At 66.5% G+C, this 21,458-nt stretch carries 18 protein-coding genes and 1 pseudogene; 6 read left to right on the top strand and 13 right to left on the bottom strand.

The window, feature by feature from the left end; translation table 11 throughout:
• The first annotated feature begins 48 nt into the window (after nt 1-48).
• Nucleotides 49-1,494: an acyl-CoA synthetase gene (locus tag C493_RS13355; RefSeq protein ID WP_083912412.1), complete on the top strand. Its 1,446-nt coding sequence runs from the start codon at nt 49-51 to the stop codon at nt 1,492-1,494.
• 151 nt (nt 1,495-1,645) lie between these two features.
• Here the strand turns inward: C493_RS13355 and C493_RS13350 are convergent, their stop codons facing one another.
• Entirely contained in the window at nt 1,646-2,461 is an 816-nt protein-coding gene (locus C493_RS13350) for an ABC transporter permease (protein ID WP_007259980.1), read from the bottom strand.
• On the bottom strand, nt 2,458-3,426 hold the full coding sequence (locus tag C493_RS13345; protein WP_007259979.1) for an ABC transporter ATP-binding protein: 969 nt from the start codon (nt 3,424-3,426) through the stop codon (nt 2,458-2,460). Before C493_RS13345 ends, C493_RS13350 begins: the two co-directional genes overlap by 4 nt.
• Before the next feature lie 200 nt (nt 3,427-3,626).
• On the opposite strand from C493_RS13345, the gene C493_RS13340 reads away from it, so the two are divergent.
• Together C493_RS13340 and C493_RS13335 are read left to right on the top strand one after the other, a co-directional pair.
• On the top strand, nt 3,627-4,025 hold the full coding sequence (locus C493_RS13340) for a hypothetical protein (protein WP_007259978.1): 399 nt from the start codon (nt 3,627-3,629) through the stop codon (nt 4,023-4,025).
• 88 nt (nt 4,026-4,113) lie between these two features.
• Nucleotides 4,114-6,255 (top strand): hydrogenase iron-sulfur subunit, encoded by a 2,142-nt coding sequence (locus tag C493_RS13335; RefSeq protein ID WP_007259977.1) that lies wholly within the window; start codon nt 4,114-4,116, stop codon nt 6,253-6,255.
• 251 nt (nt 6,256-6,506) lie between these two features.
• On the opposite strand, the pseudogene C493_RS22710 reads toward C493_RS13335, so the two are convergent.
• The 5 genes and pseudogenes from C493_RS22710 to hisS all read right to left on the bottom strand — a co-directional run.
• Nucleotides 6,507-6,634: pseudogene (locus tag C493_RS22710) on the bottom strand (IS5/IS1182 family transposase); the annotation flags it as partial.
• Nucleotides 6,635-6,664: 30 nt separating this feature from the next.
• Entirely contained in the window at nt 6,665-9,256 is a 2,592-nt protein-coding gene (locus C493_RS13330; protein ID WP_007259976.1) for a carboxypeptidase regulatory-like domain-containing protein, read from the bottom strand.
• 270 nt (nt 9,257-9,526) lie between these two features.
• On the bottom strand, nt 9,527-11,035 hold the full coding sequence (locus C493_RS13325; RefSeq protein ID WP_007259975.1) for a sulfatase-like hydrolase/transferase: 1,509 nt from the start codon (nt 11,033-11,035) through the stop codon (nt 9,527-9,529).
• 90 nt (nt 11,036-11,125) lie between these two features.
• Nucleotides 11,126-11,830 (bottom strand): helix-turn-helix domain-containing protein, encoded by a 705-nt coding sequence (locus C493_RS13320; protein ID WP_007259974.1) that lies wholly within the window; start codon nt 11,828-11,830, stop codon nt 11,126-11,128.
• Nucleotides 11,831-12,044: 214 nt separating this feature from the next.
• Nucleotides 12,045-13,343 carry a histidine--tRNA ligase gene (gene hisS / locus C493_RS13315; RefSeq protein WP_007259973.1) on the bottom strand — a complete coding sequence of 433 codons (1,299 nt, stop codon included), beginning with the start codon at nt 13,341-13,343 and terminating at the stop codon, nt 12,045-12,047.
• Nucleotides 13,344-13,515: 172 nt separating this feature from the next.
• On the opposite strand from hisS, the gene C493_RS13310 reads away from it, so the two are divergent.
• Nucleotides 13,516-14,553, top strand: coding sequence for a sensor histidine kinase (locus C493_RS13310; protein ID WP_049889356.1), 1,038 nt, complete (start codon nt 13,516-13,518; stop codon nt 14,551-14,553).
• Between the two features lie 52 nt (nt 14,554-14,605).
• Here C493_RS13310 and C493_RS13305 read toward each other — a convergent pair whose 3' ends face one another.
• From C493_RS13305 to C493_RS13295, 3 genes are all read right to left on the bottom strand, one after another.
• A complete protein-coding gene (locus C493_RS13305; RefSeq protein ID WP_007259971.1) occupies nt 14,606-15,205 on the bottom strand; it encodes a DUF7411 family protein in 600 nt (199 codons plus the stop codon).
• A complete protein-coding gene (locus tag C493_RS13300) occupies nt 15,205-15,555 on the bottom strand; it encodes a DNA-binding protein (RefSeq protein ID WP_007259970.1) in 351 nt (116 codons plus the stop codon). The genes C493_RS13305 and C493_RS13300 overlap by 1 nt, the downstream gene beginning before the upstream one ends.
• Before the next feature lie 104 nt (nt 15,556-15,659).
• The gene (locus tag C493_RS13295) at nt 15,660-16,115 is read right to left on the bottom strand and encodes a 30S ribosomal protein S19e (protein ID WP_007259969.1); all 456 of its coding nucleotides are present in this window, start codon (nt 16,113-16,115) and stop codon (nt 15,660-15,662) included.
• Nucleotides 16,116-16,334: 219 nt separating this feature from the next.
• On the opposite strand from C493_RS13295, the gene thiL reads away from it, so the two are divergent.
• Nucleotides 16,335-17,252, top strand: a complete 918-nt coding sequence (gene thiL, locus C493_RS13290) for a thiamine-phosphate kinase (protein WP_007259968.1) — start codon at nt 16,335-16,337, stop codon at nt 17,250-17,252.
• A gap of 45 nt (nt 17,253-17,297) precedes the next feature.
• Here the strand turns inward: thiL and C493_RS13285 are convergent, their stop codons facing one another.
• The 3 genes from C493_RS13285 to C493_RS13275 form a co-directional block, all read right to left on the bottom strand.
• Nucleotides 17,298-18,449: a site-2 protease family protein gene (locus C493_RS13285; RefSeq protein WP_007259967.1), complete on the bottom strand. Its 1,152-nt coding sequence runs from the start codon at nt 18,447-18,449 to the stop codon at nt 17,298-17,300.
• A gap of 279 nt (nt 18,450-18,728) precedes the next feature.
• Nucleotides 18,729-18,974 (bottom strand): DUF7123 family protein, encoded by a 246-nt coding sequence (locus C493_RS13280; RefSeq protein ID WP_007259966.1) that lies wholly within the window; start codon nt 18,972-18,974, stop codon nt 18,729-18,731.
• 283 nt (nt 18,975-19,257) lie between these two features.
• Entirely contained in the window at nt 19,258-20,091 is an 834-nt protein-coding gene (locus tag C493_RS13275) for a molybdopterin synthase (RefSeq protein ID WP_007259965.1), read from the bottom strand.
• Between the two features lie 260 nt (nt 20,092-20,351).
• Between C493_RS13275 and C493_RS13270 the strand changes: the two genes are divergently transcribed.
• Complete coding sequence (locus C493_RS13270) at nt 20,352-21,371, top strand: CapA family protein (RefSeq protein ID WP_007259964.1); 1,020 nt, start codon at nt 20,352-20,354, stop codon at nt 21,369-21,371.
• Nucleotides 21,372-21,458: the final 87 nt, after the last annotated feature.

Here is a 21,458-nt window from a genome sequence, read left to right as displayed (position 1 = left end):
CCTCCCTCGCGCCATCAGAGATGTGTATAAGAGACAGCCCTCGCCGAGCTGGGCGTCGAACGGGGCGATCGAATCGGCGTGAACGTCCCTCAGGGACCGGAGAACCTGTTCACCCACGTCGCCGCCTGGAAGCTGGGTGCCGTCTCCGTCCCGCTCTCGACGCTGTTCGGTCCCGACGCGCTCGCCTATCGCCTCGACGACAGCGAGTCGCGCGTCTGCGTCGTCGACGAGTCGAACCTCGAGGCCGCTCGGGAGGCCCGCGACGACGTGCCCTCGCTCGAGACCGTGCTGACGGTCGGCGACGCCGAGGCGCGCGACGGAGCGGGCGAGCGCGCGTTCTGGGATGTCGTCGACGGCGCGTCCGCGTCGTTCGAAACCGTCGACACCGACGCGGAGGACGACGCGATCATCATCTACACGAGCGGCACGACCGGCGATCCGAAAGGCGTCTTGCACGCCCACCGGATGCTGCTCGGTCACCTCCCGCTGTTCGTCACGACGTTCTGTAACATGACCCTCGGCGAGGACGACGTCTACTTCACGCCCGCGGCGTGGGCGTGGGTCGCCTCGCTGTTCGACGTCGTGTTCCCCGGGCTGTACTACGGGAAGACGCTCCTCGCCTACGACGGCGGCGAGTTCGATCCCGAGGCGGCGTTCGGACTCCTCGAGCGCTACGACGTGACGAATTTCTTCGCGCCGCCGACGGCCCTGCGGATGATGATGCAGGTCGACGACCCCGCCAGTCGCTACGACGTGGACTCGGTCAGGGTGATCCCCAGCGGCGGGGAATCCCTCGGTCAGAGCATCGTCGACTGGGCGGTCGAGACCTTCGACGGCGCGGCGGTCCACGAGGGGTACGGACAGACGGAAGCGAACCTGCTCATCGGCGACTGTACCGCGCTCGCGGAGTTTCGCGAGGGGACGATGGGCCTGGCCGCACCAGGCCACGACGTGCGGATCGTCGATCCGGAGACGGCCGAACCCACCGTCGAGACGGGCGAGGTTGGGGAGATCGCGGTCAGGTACGAGGGAGATCCCGTCTGCTTCAAGGAGTACCTCAACAAACCCGAAAAGACGGGGCGAAAGGTGCAAAACGGGTGGCTACTCACCGAGGATCTCGGCACTATCGACGAGGACGGCTACGTCGCGTTCACGAGCCGGAAGGACGACGTGATCATCAGCGCCGGCTACCGAATCGGTCCCGAGGAGGTAGAGGAGAGTCTCGCCCAGCACGACGCCGTCGCCGACGCGGCGGTGATCGGCGTGCCGGACGACGAGCGCGGCGAGGTGCCGAACGCGTACGTCGTCCTCGCCGACGGCGTCGACGACGATCCGGCGACCCTCGAGTCGACCCTCCAAAACCACGTCCGCGAGCGACTGGCGCAGTACGAGTACCCACGATCGATCGAGTTCCTCGAGGAACTGCCGAAGACGGCCACGGGAAAGGTCCGCCGGGCCGACCTGCGCGAGCGCGAGGATCCATCGGCCGAGTGAGGGCGCCGTCGGCGGACACGGACGCGGACGGGGATGGGACGCTCGCGTTCCGTCGCGGACGGCGACTCGAGTCTCGGCATCGACCGCTCTCGCTTCGAGGCGCTCGAGGTCGCGACGACGGCGAGGTCTCCGTCGCTGGAGGGGCCAGAAATTAGCCCAGATTGGCTCGTTCGAACTGGATGATACCGATCGCGAGCGGGACGAGCAGCCACACGAACAGGACGACGAGCATCAGTTCTGGCTCGAGATACCACGGATTGTCCGGGGCGGTCACCGCGAGGTCGTCCGGGAGGACCAGCCCCAGCGAACGGAAGAACGCGTTCATCGGGCTGAGCGCCGATTCGGTAAACGTGAGGGCGTCCGAGGAGAGTCCGAGACCGGCGATATCGTTGAACACCCAGTCGAGACCCGTCCGTATCAGATTTGCGAGAACGGTCGTCACGAAGTAGACGGCGATCGCACCGCCCATCGCCCGCGACCGGGAGGCGGAGACGGCGGAGATGCCGATCGCGACCGAGACGTAGGTAAGCGTAAAGAGCGTCGTCAGCGCGAGGGCGCCGACGAACATCCCGACGTCGACCGACGGATACCAGAGGAGGCCGAGCGCGCCGGCGAGGGCGAAGGCGACGAGGATCGAGCCGACGACGATGGCCGATCGACTGATGAACTTCCCGAGGACGACGTCGCGGCGACTGTTCGGAATCGAGAGCATGTACTTGATGCTCCCGGACTCGCGTTCGCCGGCGATCGCCAGGTAGGCGGTTACGAGCGCGATCAACGGAATGAGTATCGCCCCGTTTCCGCTCAGCGCCAGCAAGGCGTTGTGGAACTCGGGGTCGTCGACCCCCTGTTGGCCGAAGTAGAACATCAACACGGCGATCAACAGGTAGAGGCTGGCGACGAACCAGACGATCTTCGCCCGACGAACGTCGAGGAAGTCCTTCCTCGCGACCGAGGCGATGCTCATGCCTCCACCTCCGCCGTCCGGACCGGTTCGTCGGGAGCGGCCTCGGAATCGTTCCGTCCGCGGCCGCGACCGTGCGTGTAGGTGTTGAACAACTCCTCGAGCGAGGCGTCCTCCGAGATGATGTCCTCGACGGCCGTCGCCGCGGCGACCCGCTCGACCACGTCGACCTTGACGGCGGGGTCGACGCAGGTCGCCGTGATCGTCGTTCCCTCGACGGCGACCGAGCGGACGCCCTCGAGAGACTCGAGGGCGAGGTCCTCGGGGACGCTCGCGACCTCGAGCGAGATGGACGCGCCGAGGTCGAGTTCGCCCTGCAGGTCGTCGATCGTCCCGGTCGTGACGAGCGTCCCCTCGCTCATGATGCCGATGCGGTCACAGACGGCCTCGACCTCGCCGAGGATGTGACTCGAGAAGAAGACCGTCGTGCCGCGGTCGGCCTCCTCGCGGAGGATCTCGCGCATCTCCTGCATCCCCGCCGGGTCGAGCCCGCTCGAGGGCTCGTCGAGCAAGAGGAGGTCCGGTTCGCCGACCAACGCCATGCCGAGTCCGAGCCGCTGGCGCATCCCCTTCGAGAAGCCGCCGGCGGCCCGGTCGGCGTCCTCGAGAATGCCGACGCGCTCTAGGAGGGCGTCGACATCGGGATCCGCGTTTTTCGTGTCCGCGACCCACTCGACGTGTTCGCGGGCGGTCAGGCGCTCGTAGAGCGTCGCCCCCTCCGGGAGGACGCCGATCCGCTTGCGAATCTCGTGGATCTCGGTCTGTGCGTCGTAGCCGAGGACGGTGACGCTCCCGCTGGTGGGGCGGACGAAATCTAACAGCATGTTGAGCGTCGTCGACTTCCCGGCGCCGTTGGGGCCGAGAAAGCCGAAGATCTCGCCGTCGTCGACGGTCAGATCGAGATCGTCGACGGCGAGGACGGAATCGCCGTATCGCTTCGTGAGGGCCGTCGTTTCTATGGCGGGCATACTTCCATCGGCACAGTCCGGTACTGTATAGTTTTTGTAATCTCTTCAGTGTAGAATATGGCGCCAGTTTCTGACCGCTCTGAGTGAGACTCCGACGGTGAGTCCGCTGAGAGTGTCTCGCGCCGCTCTCGCGAAGTCGTCCAGCCAGGTCGTGGTGTGTGGTCGCAACCATCATGGTCCGGGAAGCCGAACGAGCGACCATGCAGATGGAACTGCGGGTGTGTAAACACTGCTACACCGGCGACCACGGCAACGAGCAGAAGACGGCGATCACGACGGACATGGTCGCCTGCGCCGAGCAGGTCCGCGAGTACAAGGACCTCCTCAACCTCGACGCGGTCTACATCACGAAAGTCGAAGAGGGCGACTCGGGGACGGCGGCGGCGATGGACGTGACCGTTGCGGGCATCGAAAACGACACCGTGACGCTGCGAGACACCCAGCTCGTGATCGAAGACGACGAGGGGAGCGTCCTCGTCTACCCCGAACCCGCGGACATCATCGAGGTCCTGACGCGAAACCTCGATCAGATCAGCGAGCAAACTCGACAGGATGTTAGCGTCGAGATTTCGGCCGACAGCGCCGAGTTGATCTCGTGAGCGCGACCGACAGCCGGCGTCGGACGGACTCTCAGTGAATCGGATACCACAACAGGTTTACCTCCGATAGCCACGTTACGTGTTCACTATGAACGTGGGTGCGTTCCTCTGCTCGTGTGCCGGGACCTGTGACGTCGACCTCGAGGAGGCGCGGGACGACGTCGAGGGCGTGGCGGTGGCGGCGAGTTCGCGGCTGCTCTGTGGGGAGACACTCGGCGCCGTCGACCAGCTCGCTGAAGAGTACGACCTGGACGAACTAGTCGTCACCTGTCCGGAGGCGAAGGCCCAGGAGAAGATCGAGCGCGTCGCCGAGGAGAACGGGATCTTCCCCGAAGACGTCACCTTCGTCGATCAGCGCGAGAGCGCGGGCTGGGTCCACGAACGGGAGGCCGCGACCGCCAAGACCTCGCGGCTCGTCAACGCGGCGCTGGCCGGCCGACGAACGGAGTCGATGCCGCGGTCGTCGATCCACCGCGCCGGTCACGAGGTCGTCGTCGTGGGCGACGCCGACGCGGCCGACGCCATCGCCGGCGCGGCGGACGTCACCCTGCTCGCCGACGGCCGGGAGCTGGCGGCGACCGACGCCGACCTCGAGGGCGTCACCGTCGAACGCGGCCGCGTCGTCGACGTCGACGGCACGTACGGCGAGTTCGAGGTGACGCTCGAGGCTCGGGTGACCGACGACTGCATCTCCTGTATGAAGTGCGTCCGCGCCGGCCCGGACGGGCTGGTGACGCGCCGTCCCGTCGATATCGATCCGGACGCGCCCGACGGCGAGTGGACCGAGGTCTGTCCGACCGACGCCATCGAGATGGACGGAGTGCAGCGGACGATCGGCTGCGACCAGGTGATCTACCCCGACGGCGACGACGGCACCGTCGGCGGCCAACGCGGATTCCACACCGGCACGGTCACTCCGGGGACGATCGACGAGGTCGAACGGCTGCTGGGCGGCTTCGAAGGCCCGGACTTCCTCGATCTCGAGATGGACGTCTGTGCCTCGGGCGCCGGCTCGGGTGAGCAGGGCTGTACCGCCTGTTCGGACGCCTGTCCCCACGGCGCGGCCGAACGCGTCGCGATCGACGAGGTCGAGTTCCACCTCGACAGCTGTCAGAACTGCGGGGCCTGCACCAGCGTCTGTCCGACGGGCGCGACCCGACTCGAGGAGCCGAGCAACGAGCGCATCGCCCGCGAGGTCGAGGCGCTGCTCGCGCCGACCGGCGGCGACGGCTTCGTCAGCGGCCTGCTCGGCGGCTCGAGTGCGAGCATCGAAACGCCGATCGTCGCCTTCGTCTGCTCGGAGCGCGCCGGCGAGGCAATCCGGGAGTACGGCCGACTGGCGGCCGCCGGCCGGGCCGACCTCGAGTACCCGCCGATCCTTCCCGTCGACGTCAACTGCACCGACACGGTCGGCGAAGCGCACGTCCTCCACGCGCTGGCGGCCGGCGCGGACGGCGTCGCCATCGTCGGCTGCGGCGGGAGCTGTCTCCACTCGGGGCCCGATCCGAAGGCCGAACTGGTCCGCCGCGTCAACCGGGCGACGACCGACCTCGGACTCGGCGAGCGCGTCTCGTTTTTCGCGCCCGACCCCGCCGATCCCGAAGCGTTCGTCGAAGCACTCTCGCAGTTCGCCGTCACCGAACTCGAGGCCTCGCCGGTGCCGGTCGGCGAGCACGAGGCCAGCGGCGAACTGGACGACGAGGAGCGCGAGACTCCCGAGTTCGACACCCACGCCTGGGCCTTAGAGAGCGTTCGCGCGATCGTAGCGCACGCCGAGCCCGAGCGAGAGGTCGTCCGCGGCCTCGAGAACTTCGGCGTCGTCACGGTCGACGACGGCTGTACGCTTACGCCGACGTGTACGAACTACTGTCCGACCGACGCCCTCCGGCGAACCGACGACGGCCTCGAGTTCAACCACGAGCGCTGTGTCAACTGCGGGCTCTGCGAAGAGGTCTGCGTCGAGAACGTGATGAGCGTCGAGCAGGGACTCGATCTGACCATGCTACCCGAAAACGGCGCGGCGGACGACCCCGAGCCCGCGTGGACGCGGGTCTACGAGGGGTCGATGCTCTCGTGTGCCGGCTGCGGCCGCCAGTACACGAGCGAGGCGACCGCCGACGCGATCGAAAAACGGGTCGGCGATCGCGTGGAGAGCCTCGCACCCCACGCCGCGGAGAGCATCTTCCGGTACTGCCCCGAGTGCCGGGCGCAGCTGTTGCACAACGGGTGAAACGAGGCGCCACAGTGCAATAGCCGCTCGGCCTGTTCGGAACCGGCCGCGGGGAGAATCGTTCGGCGTTCGTTACGATCCGAATCGGCGGCCGTGATGAATCGCCATACTTTACTGTACTTAGCTAGCACACAGCACGCTTGGTGTTGGAGACGACACACATCTGAACGATTTCACGTGATTCACGGTGCCAACTTCGCTCACGCACGCCTTTCCAAGCGTACGCTTACTCACCGAGAAGACGGTCTCAGATGCAACGAGACGACGGCGTAGTCGGCGAATCCGCTGCCACCCTGCGGGGCGGCGGATTCGCCTCGACCACCAACAGCACTTGGAGCTACCGTCACGACGTCCCGGAGAAGCGGGAAATGGTGGACAGAGAGCATCCGCCGTTTCCCGCTTCAATTCCCTAGTCGTAACGGGTCAACTCGACGCTGTCTGACGATGCACCAGCGGCGAATCGTCGGAACAGTCCCACACCGAGCGCGCCGACGGCCGAAACCGCGCCGAGTGCCCCGACGATGTAGCCGATTCCGGTCACGATGGTCGAGGCGCTCCCGGTCGACGGCGCTTCGGGTTCGTCGTCAGATCCGTCGCTTTCGTCGGAGCCGCCCTCGCTCGCCTCTTCGGCCGTCTCCTCGTCGACGTCGAGTTCGAGATCGAGATCGAGTTCGAACCAGTTCGTTCCCGCGTCGTCCGCGGGCAGGTCGAGCTCCGAATCGATGATGCTGTCGCCCGTCGTATCCTCGACGAGGAACTCGTTGTCGACGAGCGTCACCGCCGCGTTCTCGCCCTCGTCGTCGAACTCCGCGCTGCCATCGAGAGCGCCGCTCGTCCCGGTCGTCGTGTCGATATCGAAGGCGAACTGCCTGCTGGAATCGCCCTCGATCGCGACCTCGAGTTCGCCGCGGACGGTCATCTCACCGCTCTCCTCGTCGATTTCGCCCTCGAGACCGTTCGGCGCGGACACTTCGGCTTCGATACCCGAATCGGTCTCGAGGTTCGGGAAGACGATGCTGGTCGACTCCCACTCGCCGTCGTCGACGACGCCCACGATCCGGATGTGCTCGTCGTCTTCACCCTGGGTCGGGAACTCGAGGCCCTCCGCGAGCGCCTCGTCGCGGTCTGCATCTTCGGCGAAGGAGATGAACCCGCCCTGACTGTGAGCGACGAACGTGTCGTCGTCCTCGTCGACGTCGACCTCGTCGCCGTCGTCTCCGTCGCCATCGTCGGCGTCACCACCGTCGGAGTCGACGACGTCACCGGCAGTCGTCGCGCTGTCGTCGTCGCTTTCGATCCCGGCCGTGTACTCGTCGACGTCGTCCTCGACGTCCCACTCGAGGGTCACGGTCTCCGACTCGCCGGGCCCTAGCTCGACGGTCTCGGTGACCGATTCGTCGCCGGCCGAGACGGTGACGTCCTGCGTTCCGGCGCCGTCGCCGGCGTTCTCGACGGTCCCGGTTACCGTCGCCGTCTCGCCGGGGCTCGCGTCCTCGGCGTCGACCGAGACGTCGAACTCGGCGTCGGCCGCCTCGAGCGTGATATCTCGCTCGGTCGTCTCGGCTTCGGCGACGTCGATCTCGACGGTCGTCTCGGCGTACCCCTCTGCGTCGACCTGTAGTTCGGCGGTCCCCGGATCGAGGACGAGGTCGTACGTCCCGTAAGCGTCGGTTTGCGTCGACGTGAGCCCATCTTCGGTCTCGACGGTTGCGCCGTCGATCGGCTCGCCGTCTTCGTCCGCGACGACGCCCTCGACCGTTCCGGTGGGCGATTCGGTCTCGTCGACGTCGAGGTCGAGATCGAGTTCGAACCAGTTGTTGCCCGCCTGGGTCGACGGCAAGCCGAGCGCGCTGTCGATAACCGTATCGCCGGTCGTGTCCTCGACGAGGAACTCGTTGTCGACGAGCGTCACCGCCAACTCGTCGCCGTCGACCTCGCCGGCGCCGCGCAGTTCGCCGCTGTCTCCCGTCGTTCCGGCGATATCGAAGCTGAACTGCCGATCCTCGTCACCGTCGACGAGAACCGTCAACTCGCCCTCGAGCGTCATCGCCCCCGTCTCCCGGTCGATCTCCCCGGAGAGACCGTCGCGGGCCTCTACTTCGGCGTCGACCGGACCGGCATCGAGCGTCGGGAACGAAACGCCGGTCGACTCCCAGGTTCCGTCCTCGAGGACGATCCCCTCCATCTGAATCGTCTCGCCGTCGGCTTCGCTCGGGAACGCGACGCCCTCGCTCTCGGCGTCGCTCTGGCTCGCTTCGTCGAACGAGATGTAGCCGCCCTGGCCGGTAGCCGTGAATTCGGCGTGCCCTCGCTGGTCGCTCTCGTTTTCATCGTCGTCCTCCCCGTTCTCGCCGTCTCCGTTCTCCCCGTCGCTCGGCTCGCCCTCGACCGTGACGGTGCTCGAGCCCCACCTGACGTCGTCATTGTCGTACTCGGAGAGGCCGGTCACGCCGCTCCACATCGTCGAGGCGTCGTCGACGTCGACGGCGGCCGTTTCGCCGGGGTCGCCGACCACGGCGAACTCGAGCGTGACGAGCGTGACGTCCATGTTCGGCGACGCGTCGCCGCCGGTTATCGCGCCGACGATGCTGTCCCCGATGATCTCGAAGCCGCTTGGCGTCCACTCGACGGCGGCCGTACCGTCTCCCGAATCGACCTCGAGTTCCTCGTCGTCGTCGAGGTACGTTTCGGCGCCCGTGAAGGCGAGGTGGTCGTCGTCGTACTCGACGTGGAGGTCGTATCCCGTAATGTCCGCATCGTCGTGGTCGTCGATCAGCGTGCGAGCGTCGATGTCTACCGTGACGCGCTCCCCCGGCGCTGCGCTCGCGTTCGACGGCACGACTTCGTAATCCGATTCGCCAGTCGACGCCGATGCGAGCGTTTCAGACGTCGCTGACTGGTGTTCTGCCGTCTCGAGCGGGGCGTTCTCGACTGCGTGTTCGTCCGGCTGATCCGACACGGCGGCAGCGCCGCCGAGTCCACCCGCGGCAATCGGCCCCACTACGGTACCAACGGACACGATAAATAGCAGTGCGAGCACGCCGACTGCCGTCAGTCGACGACGGCCCGACTGGCTATCTCCGTTCGATATAGCGAACATTCGTAGATTCTTTTCATTCGTGAACCTGAGAAGGAATAGCCGTTCGTCCTCGGATGTGAAGTCATTTATCTGTGATGGCTATATCCAGGCGGTGTTTGAACCACCGATCAGTTGTGGACTTTTCGTCATTTCGTCGCTCCGACACGAGCCGGCCGGTGGTACGCGTCCACGCTACGTCGCGGACCGAAGCACGTCCGGCACCCAGCCCTGATTCGGGTCGTCCGTTTCGCGCATCCACTCGATCAGTCGCTCGCGCATTTCCTCGCGGACGTCGCCGTACGCGGGATGGTCGATCAGATTCTGCAGTTCGGCGGAATCGGCCTCGAGATCGTACAGTTCGTCGACGTCCGGCCCGTTGTAGACGTATTTGTACCGCTTCGTCCGGACCATCCGCTGCGTATAGAGGCCAAACTCGTCGCCGTGGTACTGGGCGAAGGTGGCGTCGGGCCACGCCGCCGGAACGCGAGTCGAGTCGCCGCCGGCCTCGAGCAGCGGGACCAGACTCCGCGAGTCGAACGAGTCGGGGACGTCGACGCCGCCGATCTCGAGGAACGTCGACGCCAGATCGTGGAGGTGGACGGGGGCCTCACAGGTCGTTCCCGGTTCGGTCACGCCGGGCCACCGAATCTGCAGCGGGATCCGGTAGGTGTCGTCGTACATCAGCGGTCCCTTGTTGAACTGGCGGTGAGCGCCGACGAAGTCGCCGTGATCGGCGGCGTGGACGACGACCGTCTCGTCGGCCAGCCCGCGGTCCTCGAGCGTTTCGAGGATCCGCTCGAGTTGCTCGTCGATCATCGTGACGAACCCCCAGTACTTCGCGATGGCCTCGGCCCAGTGGTCCCACTCGAGGCCGTCGGCACCGCGATAGTGCAGGTAGTTTTCGTGGACCTGCGGTTTCCCGTCGTACGTTTCGGCGTAGCTCTCGGGCGGTTCGATCTCGTCGGGATCGTACATCGAGGCGTAGGGCTCGGGGACGACGTAGGGGTGGTGGGGACCGTAGAAGTCGGCGCGGTGGAAGAACGGAGCGTCGTCCCCGTCTTCGCGTTCCCCCGCCCCGTCCGCCGCGTCCGCGTGCGCCTCGATTGCATCGATCGTCCGCTCGGCAAGGAAGTACGCGCGGGTTCCCTCGACGTCGACCGGCGTTTTCGCGGCGACGAACGTTCCCTCGCTGTCGTCTCGCGGATCGTCGCCCGTGTAGAGTTCGTCCTCGAGATCGACCTCGTCGACCGGAACGCCCCGCTCGGCGCGGTACTCGCGGAACGCCTCGTCGATGTCGTCGTGGTGTTTGTCGCTGCCGCCGAGGTAGGAAAAGCCGAACTCTTCGGGCGTCTGATCGCGGCCCACGTGCCACTTTCCGGTGTAGCTCAGGTCGTAACCGCTGTCGGCCAGCAGCTCCGAGAACGTCGGCAGCTCCGGCGGTAAGTTGGGGCGGATCGCGTCGGCCTCGTGGCTATTGTTTAACATCCCGTGTCCGTGGGGAAACAGTCCGGTCATGAGCGACGCGCGGGCGCTCGTACAGATGCTGATCGGCGTCGTCGCCTGCGTAAAGCGCATCCCTTCGCTCGAGAGCCGATCCATCGCTTCGGTCTCGACCGGCGGTCCCTCGGGCGCGCTGCAGTCGTATCGCTCCTGGTCTGTGAGGACGAAGAGAACGTTCGGACGGCTGTCGGCGTCGGCCATCGGGCGTCGTACGCCGACGCGGTAGTTAATGATGGGCCCTGCGACTCGGACCTGCCACCGTCGCGGCTCGATCGTTCCGGACGGGCTCGTTCACTCCGAACCGTCGCCGTCCTCCCCCTCCTTGAGGCCCGCCGCGACGGTGGACCCGACAAGCGTTCCGAGTCCGTGACGGAGCCGGCTCGAGATCGAGCGCTGGCCGACCCCGAACTCCTCGGCGAGTTCGGATTGCGTGACGCCACGCGGCCGGTCGAAGTAGCCCTCGGCGTACGCCCGCTGGAGTGTCTCGCGTTGCTCGTCGGTGAGCCCGTAGTCGGTCGCGCCGTTCCCGTTTCCGGTTCCGGCTCCGGGCGTCCCCTCGCGGACGGTGTAGATCCGAACGATTTCGAGGTCAACGCCGCGCTCCTCGCAGTAGGTCTGAAACGTTCGAACCTGCTCGCGATCCGCGAATCGGAGTTCGAACTCCCAGCCGGAACTCGTTCCGTTCCCCGCCGTGATCGTGACGCCGATTTCGCCGACGCTCCGAACGAACCCCTCGATCGATTCGCTCCACTCGGCCCGGTAGAGTCGCCCCGCCGCGGTCCGAGAGATCTCCTCGAGCGAGCGGACCATCTCCGTCTCGCGGATCGCCTCCTCGACGCCGTCGTCGGCGACGTCCCAGAGCCAGAAGAACGGGACGGTATCTCCGTCGCTCGGGACGACGCGTTCGAATTCGATCCGACGAGCGAAATCGCGCTCGAGTACCGCCCCGAGCGGAATCTCGGCAAGCGGGAGTCGAACGACCACGGCCGTTGCCATGGGCGTTCGTTTCGTGACCGACAAAAAATAGCTCGTGATATCTCCCGAGAGCGGAGAATCCGATGCAGCGAGCCGGTGCCGTTCTCTCGTCGTCTCTCGGGCAATGCAGACGAGTCGAGTGACTCATACGGATTGCTGTCCCGATGTCCCGATGTCCCGGCGCACCCGCCGCCCGGGTCGCGGGTGCGCCGGACCTGACGGACAGTAAACCGTATCAGGCGAACTCGTCGAACGTCGGTCGCTCGAGCTCCCCGGGGAACTCGTCGACGGGAACCTGCGTCTGGTCGCCGGAGTCCATGTCCTTGATCGTGACCTCGTCGTTGGCCAGGTCCTGTTCGCCGACGATGACGACCGTCTCGGCGTTGATCGAGTCCGCGTAGTTCAGCTGCGAGCCAAAGGAGCGACCGGCGACGTCGGTCTCGACGACGTGGCCCCGCTCGCGCAGTTCGCGACAGATCCGAGCCGCCTCAGAGCGCGTGTCACCGATCTGGAGCACGTAGTAGTCCGTCGACACCGCCTCCTCGGGCCAGACGCCCGCGCGCTGACAGAGCAGCGCCAGCGTGGCGTGTCCCGGCGCGACGCCGACCGCGGGTGTCGGCTGGCCGCCGAAGGACTCGATGAGGTCGTCGTAGCGCCCGCCACCGAAGATCGACCGCGAGACCTCGCCGGTGGAGTCGAAACACTCGAAGACGACGCCCGTGTAGTAGTCGAGTCCGCGGGCCGTCTCGAGCGAGATCGTACAGTGCTCGCGGGCGCCGAAGTCCGCCGCAGCGTCGAGAACGTTCTGAAGGTTCTCGATCGCCGCCGTCACGCGCTCGGTGTCGGCGAACGATTCGACGGCCTCGAGGTCGCCGCTCGAGATCAGATCGTCGACCTCGACGGCCTGGTCCGCGGAGAGCCCGGCGCCGATCAGCAGGTCGTGGTACTCGGCGGTCGAGAGCTTGTCCGACTTGTCGACGGCGCGGATCGCGTCGTCGACGTCGACGTCGGCCTCGAGGCTTTCGAAGACGCCGCCGAGGATGTCGCGGTGGGAGACGCGGAACTCGAAGTGCTCGTCGGTGAGCCCCAGACTCGTCAGCGCGTCGGCGGCCCACGCGAGGATCTCGGCGTCCGCTTCGGGCTCCGCGGAGCCGAAGATGTCCACGTTGGTCTGGTAGAACTCGCGCTGGCGGCCCTGCTGGACCTGCTCGTAGCGCCAGAACGGCCGCGTCGAGAACCACTTGATCGGCTTCGAGAGCGCCTGTTGTTTCGCCACGACCATCCGCGCGACGGTCGGCGTCAGCTCGGGCGTCAGCGTGACGTGACGGCCGCCCTGGTCCTCGAAGGAGTAGAGTTCCTCGACGATGTCGTCGCCGCTCTTGTCGGTCCACAGCTCCGCGCGCTCGAGGGCCGGCGTCCCGATCTCGCGGAAGCCGTACCGACGGGCGGCGTCCTCTATCGTGTCGATGGTCGCCCGTCTGGCGCCCATCTCGCCGGGATAGAAGTCACGAAACCCTTTGATCCGATCGTACATACAGGGTCGTTCGAGCAGGGCGAACTTCTATGCTGTTATTGACCGCGACGCTGGCCGTCCGGGTCGACGAGTCGCCGCGTAATTTCGTTCGACCCAGCGACAGGTTGGTAATACGTCTCCGCTGACGGGATATTCCCATACGTTGATATCTCTCTACGTACTGCGTTTGCTCGTGCAAGGTGTGGTCGACGACTGGGTTTCGGAGATCGGTGATCAGTTGCCGGTTTCTCCGCTTTCGGTGCTCGGATTCGTTCTCGCGGCGACGATCGGCGTTCGAATCGCCGGCGAGAGCGTGACGACGCAGGCGCTCCTCGAGAGCATCTTTCCGCTGGTGACGGCGACTGCGGTCGTCCTCGCCGATCGGTTTCTGGTCGCGCAGGGTATCTCGATCAGGGATCGCCTCACCGTCTTCGCGTACGCGCTCGGGGGCTTTCTCGCCGCGTTCGTCGTCACGTCGCTTCACCTCTACGTGGCCTACCTCGAGGGAACTGGCGCTCACTCCCCGCTGTACCTGCTGTTGATGGGCGGAACGCTCGGCGTCGGCGCCGGGACGATCGCCGGCCTCTTCGACATCAAACAGCGGATCGCGACCCGCGAGGCGCGCCGCCAGAGCGAGCGCCTCGAGGAGTTCGCAAGCGTCGTCAGCCACGACCTTCGAAATCCGCTGAGCGTCGCCCAGGGGCGACTCGACGCGGCGTTCCAGACCGGGAAGGCAGAACATCTGACGGAGGTCGACGCGGCGCTGGTGCGGATGGACAACTTGATCGAGGAATCGTTGTCGGTCGCCCGCAGCGGGACGCAAGTCGAGGAAACCTACGACGTCCCGCTCGCCGAACTCGCCGGCGACGCCTGGGCGGCGACGGAAACCGCGGACGCGACGTACGAAGTCGTCGGCCACCGAACGCTCCAGGTCGATCCGTTGCGCGCCAAGCGACTCTTCGAAAACTGCTTTCGGAACTCGGTAGCGCACGGCTCCGACGACGTCCACATCCGCGTCGGCCCCTGCTCGAGCGGGTTCTTCATCGAGGACGACGGCCCGGGGATCCCCGAAGACGAACGCGAGATGGTCCTCGAGCAGGGGTACTCCACCGCGGCGGACGGCTCCGGACTCGGCCTCGCGATCGTTCGTGCGATCGCCGACGCCCACGGCTGGTCGGTGACGATCACGGAAAGCGAGAGCGGCGGCGCCAGGTTCGAGTTCACCAACTGACGGCGTCGCATAAATAGTCCCTCGACGTCAACAGCGACGGCGTCTCACCGGCTTACCGGTAGACGTCCGTCACGTACGTCTGCGTGTGATCCGGAAAGATCTCGTCGACAGCTTGGGGGCCGTCCGCGTCGGCGATGAGGCGCCGTAACTCCGCCTCGTAGTCGGCTCGGTCGATCTCCTCGCTCGGGCCGACGGTCACCTCGAGTCGGGCCTCGACGAGCCGGTCGACGGCGGTGCGACCGAACCCCGAGAGCGGGGCGATGTAGTCGACGTCGTGGCGATCCTCGAGGCTCTGGGCCTGCGCTCGGGAGACCGTCGGCACGCGATCGTCCCGTCGGCTCCCGTCGGCGACGGCGTCGTATCCGGGCTCCGCGGCGGCCAGTCGCTCGAGTGCGTGCTGGTGGACCCGCTGGATGCCGTTGCGCGGAAAACCGTCCTCGCGGATCCTGTCGGCGGCCTCACGGGCGACCTCCGAGTCGAGTTCGAGGCGCTCGAACGCGAACCCGAGGCGGTCGGCGGTCGCGCGGGCGTGTTCCCAGTCGTCGCTGACGCCGAAGTGTCCCGTCACGAGCGTCACGTCGTAAAACTCCTCGAGGAGAAGGGCCGCGAGCGTCGAGTCCTTGCCGCCGCTGTAGAGCAGTCCGAGCTCCATCAGCGCCGCTTGATGTCGAAGCTCTGGGAATCGGGCTTGAGTTCCTGAAGGAGCTGTTTCATCTTGTCGTCGTCGATCTTGCCCTGAATGCGGCCGCTGCGAGCCAGGGTGACGACCTGTCGTTCGACCTGTTCGCCGAACTCCGGCTTGCTCATCTTGACCGTGTTGAGTCGCTTTCGCGCCTCGTCGGTCAGGTGCTGGCGAAGGAGGGCGTTCTTCTGGGCTTCGGCCTGCTGTTTGGCCGCCTCCTGTCCGGCGTCGCCCTGCTGACCCTCCGCGCGGTCCTGGAGCTCTTCCATCTTCTGCTGTCGCAGTTCCTCGAGTTTCTCCTCGTCAGGTGCGCCGCTCATAGCTATACGACCACGTTGGGTCGCCCGGCGGAAAATGATTACGGACCGGCGTCGCTACTGGCGGTGCTCGCGGGTTGCTGCGACGTGAAAACGGGTGCTCGTCTCTACGCGTAGCGCTCGAGTTCCGGACGGTCGAGTTCCTCGAGAACGGAGCCGGCGGTGTCGTCGAGCAGGCTCTGTCCCTCTGCGGTGATGCGTCGTCCCTCGCCCTCGGCGGTCTCGACGAGATCCTCTTCCTCGAGCTGCTGGAGGATCGTTCGGATGAGGTTCTTCGAGCCGTCGGCGCGCTTGTCGGGGGCGACCTGGTAGCGGTTCGAGCCGCTCTTGGAGCCGCCGTACTCGGTCGAGAGCCGCTCGACGCCGACGGGACCGCGGTCGGCGACCTTCCGCAGGAGGCTGGCCGCGCGGGTGGCCCAGAAGTCCTCCTGTTCCGGTGGGAGCTCGCGGTCGACGCCGCTTTTGGTGAACTTGCTCCAGTCGGGTTCGTCGAGTCGGTCCTCGAGTTCGTCGGCGAGCGCCTCGATGAGGTCGTCCGCCGGAACGTCGTACATCGTAGCCATTGGCGTCTGGTTCCCGTCGGCGGCATTTAAGACCATCGTATCTCTCGCGCAGCGTCCGGCTGGCGCCGAAGGCGGACGTTGCGTCCGCCCCGCTCTCCGCGAGCCGATTTCGGTAGCGGCCGGTACTGACGTCCCGTCTCCGGTCGCGATCTGTCGACGGCAGTGACGGTTCCGGCGCGGTCCGGGTCGTTTTTCGTCCTGGGACCGAAACCCAGCAGTATGGACGAACGCGCCGCGCTGGCGCTGCTGGAAGACGAACTCGAGCCCGTCGGCGACGACGCCGCCGTCGTCGACGACCTCGTGATTACGACGGACATGCTCCACGAGCGGACGGACTTTCCCGCGGGGACGACGCGGTACACGGCCGGCTGGCGATCGGTCGGCGCGTCGCTATCGGACGTCGCCGCGATGGGCGCCGAGGCGACCGCGGCGGTCGCAGCCTACGCCGCCCCCGAGTTCGACCGCGAGGAACTCCTCGAGTTCGTTCGCGGCGCGACCGACGTCTGCGAACGCGTCGGAGCCGAGTACGTCGGCGGCGACCTGGACGACCACCAGGAGTTCACCGTCACGACGACCGCGATCGGGCGAACCGACGATCCCGTCCCCCGTAGCGGGGCCGAACCCGGGGATCTCGTCTGCGTGACCGGAACCCTGGGCCGCAGCGCCGCCGCCCTCGAGCTGTTCGAACGCGGGGCTCGAGACGGCGACGCCGTCGAGGGCGATGCCGACGCCCTCGAGCGAGCGAACGACTGTTTTTGTTTCGAACCTCGCGTGGCCGCGGGTCGGGCGCTCGCCCCCCACGCGACGGCGCTGATGGACTCGAGCGACGGGCTCGCCCGCTCGCTCCACCAGCTCGCGGCCGCCAGCGACTGCGGGTTCGCGATCGAATCGGCGCCGATTCCAGTCTCCGAAACGCTCCAGGACCTCGTCGACGACGAGACCGAGGTCCTCGAGCGAGCGACCACGTTCGGCGAGGACTTCGAACTCGTCGCGACGGTTCCGGACGATGCGCTCGAGGCGGTTCGTTCGGCGATCGACGTCGAACTCTCGGTGCTCGGAACGGTCACGGACCCGGCTGCGGGGGTCACGCTCGACGGCGACGAACTCGAAGACTGCGGGTATACGCACGGAGAGTAAGGGCACCGCGTAGCCCGGGGCACGATCGGCGGCGAGCGCTTAGACTTAGACCACCTGCAACGGCACGGGCATGAAACAGAGCGCGCCGAGTCCGAACGTGAGCAGGCCAACGGCGTACCGACCGGGATCGAGTTGTTCGTCCGTGATCGGCCGCGCGGCTCCCGCGGCGGCGAAAACGGCCGTCAGGAACCCCCAGAAGACCCAGATGAAGACGGTCTGCAGGCCGTAGTCGGCCACGTAGTAGAGGTAGCCGGCGAGGACGAACAGGACGCCCGGGACGAGCGAACTGATCGTCGCGTGGTACTCGCCGGCCATCGCCCGGAGGATGTGCCCGCCGTCGAGCTGTCCGACGGGGATCAGGTTGAGGAACGTGATGAACATCCCGACCCAGGCCCCGACGACGACGGGGTTGACGTTCGTCGTCGGATCGTCCAGGTACAGCGGCTGATCGGTCGCCGCCGCGATCAACTCGAGCATCGGCGGGATGCCGAGTTGAATCGCGCCCTCGCCCTCCTGTGCGACCGCCTCCGGAACCGTCGTCGGCGGTAGGTGTAGCCCGATGACGGTGACCGCGACCGTGGCGACGAGCCCGGCCAGCGGTCCGGCGACGCCGATGTCGAACAGCGCCTTCCGGTTCGGCATCTGTCCCTTGAGCTTGATCACGGCGCCCATCGTTCCGATGATCGTCGGGAAGGGAATGAAGTACGGCAGCGAGGCGTCGACCTGATGGTAGCGACTCATAACGTAGTGTCCCAACTCGTGGACGCCGAGAACGCCGAGCACCGCGACGGTGAACGGCCAGGCGCGCCAGACGTCGGTCGGGTTCGCAAAGGGGTCAATCTGGTACCACAGCGCCCCGGCGAACATCGTCGAAACGACCGTCGCCAGCAACAGGAAGACGTTCGTCCACGGGATCCCGTCGACGCCGATACTGACCGGTTCGGCGACGAGGACGATCTCGCCGTGGCGTCTCGTCAGCCGCGCTTCGTAGCCGTTTTCGCGGAACACGGGCCACAGCTCCTGAATCGCCCGTTCGGGGTGGACCAGCGGGTCGCCGTAGTAGAGCAATTGCTCGCCGTCAGTCCGTCGTTCGTAGACTCGAAAGACCGACTCGATGCGCTCGAGCGGCGGTCCGTCCCGGAATCCCGGCTCCGTCGACTGCGACGTCCCGACTCCGGCCGATTCGGGGTCCTCCATCATCGGTGAGTCAGGGCCCCGCAGTATAAATCGGCTGTCGTCGAGGTCGCGACTACTCGGACGAAGTTGCGGGGCCGACACCGCAGTCGGCCCATCGCGGAAGGAAGGGACCAATTGGGGGCGACGCGGACCCACTGGAGTCCGGCGTGCCTGTCGTCGGACGGATCGGAGATCCGTCGCGTCAACGGTTCAGCGTGCGTTCAGGGTACGGTCAGTGTGTGCGTGTGTGTTGGATGGCGTGTGACCGTGGTGATCGTTCGCGCCGAAACACGACAGCGATCACGCCGGCTCGACGCGCCAGGTCGTCGCGCTCGTGTACGACCACTTCTCGACCTCGAGGTCGGTCGCCGACTCCGAGAGTTTGACCATCAGCGCGCCGATCTCTTTGGGCGACATGCCGACGTCGTCCGCGATGAACTTGCCTTTGAAGTACAGCTCTCCGTCTTCTGCGCGTTCGCGGAGGTAGGCTTTCAGGCGTTGTTCTTTGTGTTCCGTGGAGGGTTGGGCTGTCGTGCTCATCGACATCTGCCGCTTGTGGCGGGGATATGTTATAAAGGGAGGATGGTTAGTGGGAGTTCGTTTGTGTTCAGGGATCTGGGGGGTAATGGACGTTTTATTCTCAGTTTCGATATCGTTCACTAGTTGCTAAAATCGCTCGAGACGTTTTATAGCCGGAGCTAATTCATTATCTCCGATTGGACTACCATCGGCAATAGACTGTCGTGGGATCCGTCCAGTGGAGTATTTTGAATCGATAGGTCATGGAATATAATATGTTCGAAACTCGAGCGCGCCGTCGCCGACACGCTCACGTGCGCTCGTGGACCCAGAACTCGTCGTCGACGGTAACCTCCTTCTTGAACAGCGGAACTTCGTCTTTCAGGCGGTTGATCCCGTCTTCGACGGTCCGAAACGCCTCGGTGCGGTGGCCCGCGAGGACGACGACGAACACGATGTCCTCGCCGTCTCTCACGACGCCGGTTCGGTGGTGGAGTTCCACCTCGAGGACGCCCTCACGTTCCTCGAGGTCGGCCTCGAGGGCCGCCATTCGCTCGTCGGCGACGCCCTCGTACTTCTCGAACTCGAGGTACTCCGTTCGCGCGTCGTCGGGGTCGTCTTTCGCGCGGACGCGTCCCGTGAAGGTCGCGATGGCTCCCGAGCGGTCGGCGTTCGGCGAGCGCTTGACGCGAGCGACCAGCGACTCGAGGGTTCGGTGTGGCTCGGTTTCCTCGAGCGCGTCGGCGACGGCGTCGACGTCGAGGTCGCCGGGTGCGTCGACGGCGGCGAGCACGTCGTCGTCGGAGTGGTCGCTCGCCCGGTCGCCGATGAGAACCGTTGGATAGCGGAGGTCTGAGATGCCGGTGACGACCGCGTACTCGCACTCGACGGCCAGCCGATCCAGCGCGTTGGCGACGTTCAGCCCCGTTCCCGACGCCGCCCAGTCGCCGTCGGCGCCCAGTTCGTAGCTGACGTCGCCGCCGACGACGTTCGACTCGTGGATGGCCTGGCCGTCGGCGATCGTCGCGTCGTAGCTGACGACGCCGACGCGGCCGCGTCGCTCGAGACAGTCGACCGTTCGATCGACCGCGCGCTTGACGGCGTCGCGGTCGGCCCCGCGGTCGCAGATACCGAGTACGTACATACCTGTCACATGGCGGCGTCGGGGTTTGTAGCTGTCGACGAAACCCCCCACGAACGCCGGTTGGGACCGGCGTTCGTGGCCCCTTTCAGTCCCGCCCGGGAACGAAAGGGCGGTCAACTATCGAACGGCGGAAGACGAGTTCCCGAGTCGCTGCGTGCCTCGGTCGGCCTCGTTCGGGGAACGAAAGCCGACCAGCGTCGATTGCTGATGTTCGGGGCGAGCGGTGTCGGCATTTTCACCATGGCCCGCATACGTTCCGTATGGCCCTTCGAATCGGCTTCACGGGCGACGTGATGCTCGGGCGGCTGGTCGACGACCGCCAGCGAAGTCGGTCAGTCGACGCAGTCTGGGGAACCGTCCTCGAGCGCCTGCGGGAACTCGACGCGCTCGTGATCAACCTCGAGTGTGCGCTCTCGACGCGCGGGAAGAAGTGGCGCCGAACCCGTCGCCCCTTTCACTTCCGAGCGAACCCGGACTGGGCGGTGCCCGCGCTCGAGGCCGCCGGCGTGGACGGCTGTGCGCTCGCGAACAACCACGTGCTCGACTACGAAGAAGCGGCGCTGCGGGACACGCTCGAGCACCTGGACACGGCCGGTATCGAACGGAGCGGCGCGGGCGAGACGATCGACGAAGCGCTCGAGCCGGCGGTGGTGACGGTCGGCGGCGGAGATGGCGGCGACGCCCACGGCCTCGAGGTAGCCGTGTGTTCGTTCACCGACAACACGCCCGAGTACGCGGCCGACGCGACGTCGCCGGGGACCGCCTGGATCGAGATCGACCGCGAGAACGAGGAAACCCGAGAGCGGGTTCGCGAGGCGCTCGAGCGCGCCCGGGAGACCGATCCCGACCTGCTGGTCGCCTCGCTGCACTGGGGACCGAACATGGTGACGGAGCCGCCCGAGTCGTTCCGAGCGTTCGGCCGCTGGCTGGTCGAGGCGGGCGTCGACGTGATCCACGGCCACAGCGCCCACGTGTTCCAGGGGATCGAGGTCGACGAAGGGGCGCCGATACTCTACGACGCGGGCGATTTCGTCGACGACTACGCGGTCGACGACGACCTGCGAAACGATCGGAGCTTCCTGTTCGTGCTGGCCGTGGCTTCGGACGGAACGCTCGAGGACCTCCGGCTCGAGCCGACCGAGATCGACGGCTGTGCGGTCCACGAGGCGAGTCCGGACGCGGCCGCGTGGTCTCGGCGACGGATGCGTGCCCTGTCCGAGCCGTTCGGAACGACGTTCGAGCGCGACGGCGAGGCGCTGGTGGTGCCCCTCGAGTCGTGACTCGGGCCCGTCGGTCGGCGCGGTCGGCGCCTCGGGAACTGTTCGCGTGCTGGTGGGAAACAGGCGCGCTGGCCCGGAGTTGGCAAC

The sequence above is a fragment of the Natronolimnohabitans innermongolicus JCM 12255 genome, from assembly GCF_000337215.1.
Classification (GTDB): domain Archaea; phylum Halobacteriota; class Halobacteria; order Halobacteriales; family Natrialbaceae; genus Natronolimnohabitans; species Natronolimnohabitans innermongolicus.
The sequence above is the reverse complement of the archived record's forward strand: the minus strand, read 5'-3'. Positions and strand labels throughout refer to the sequence as shown.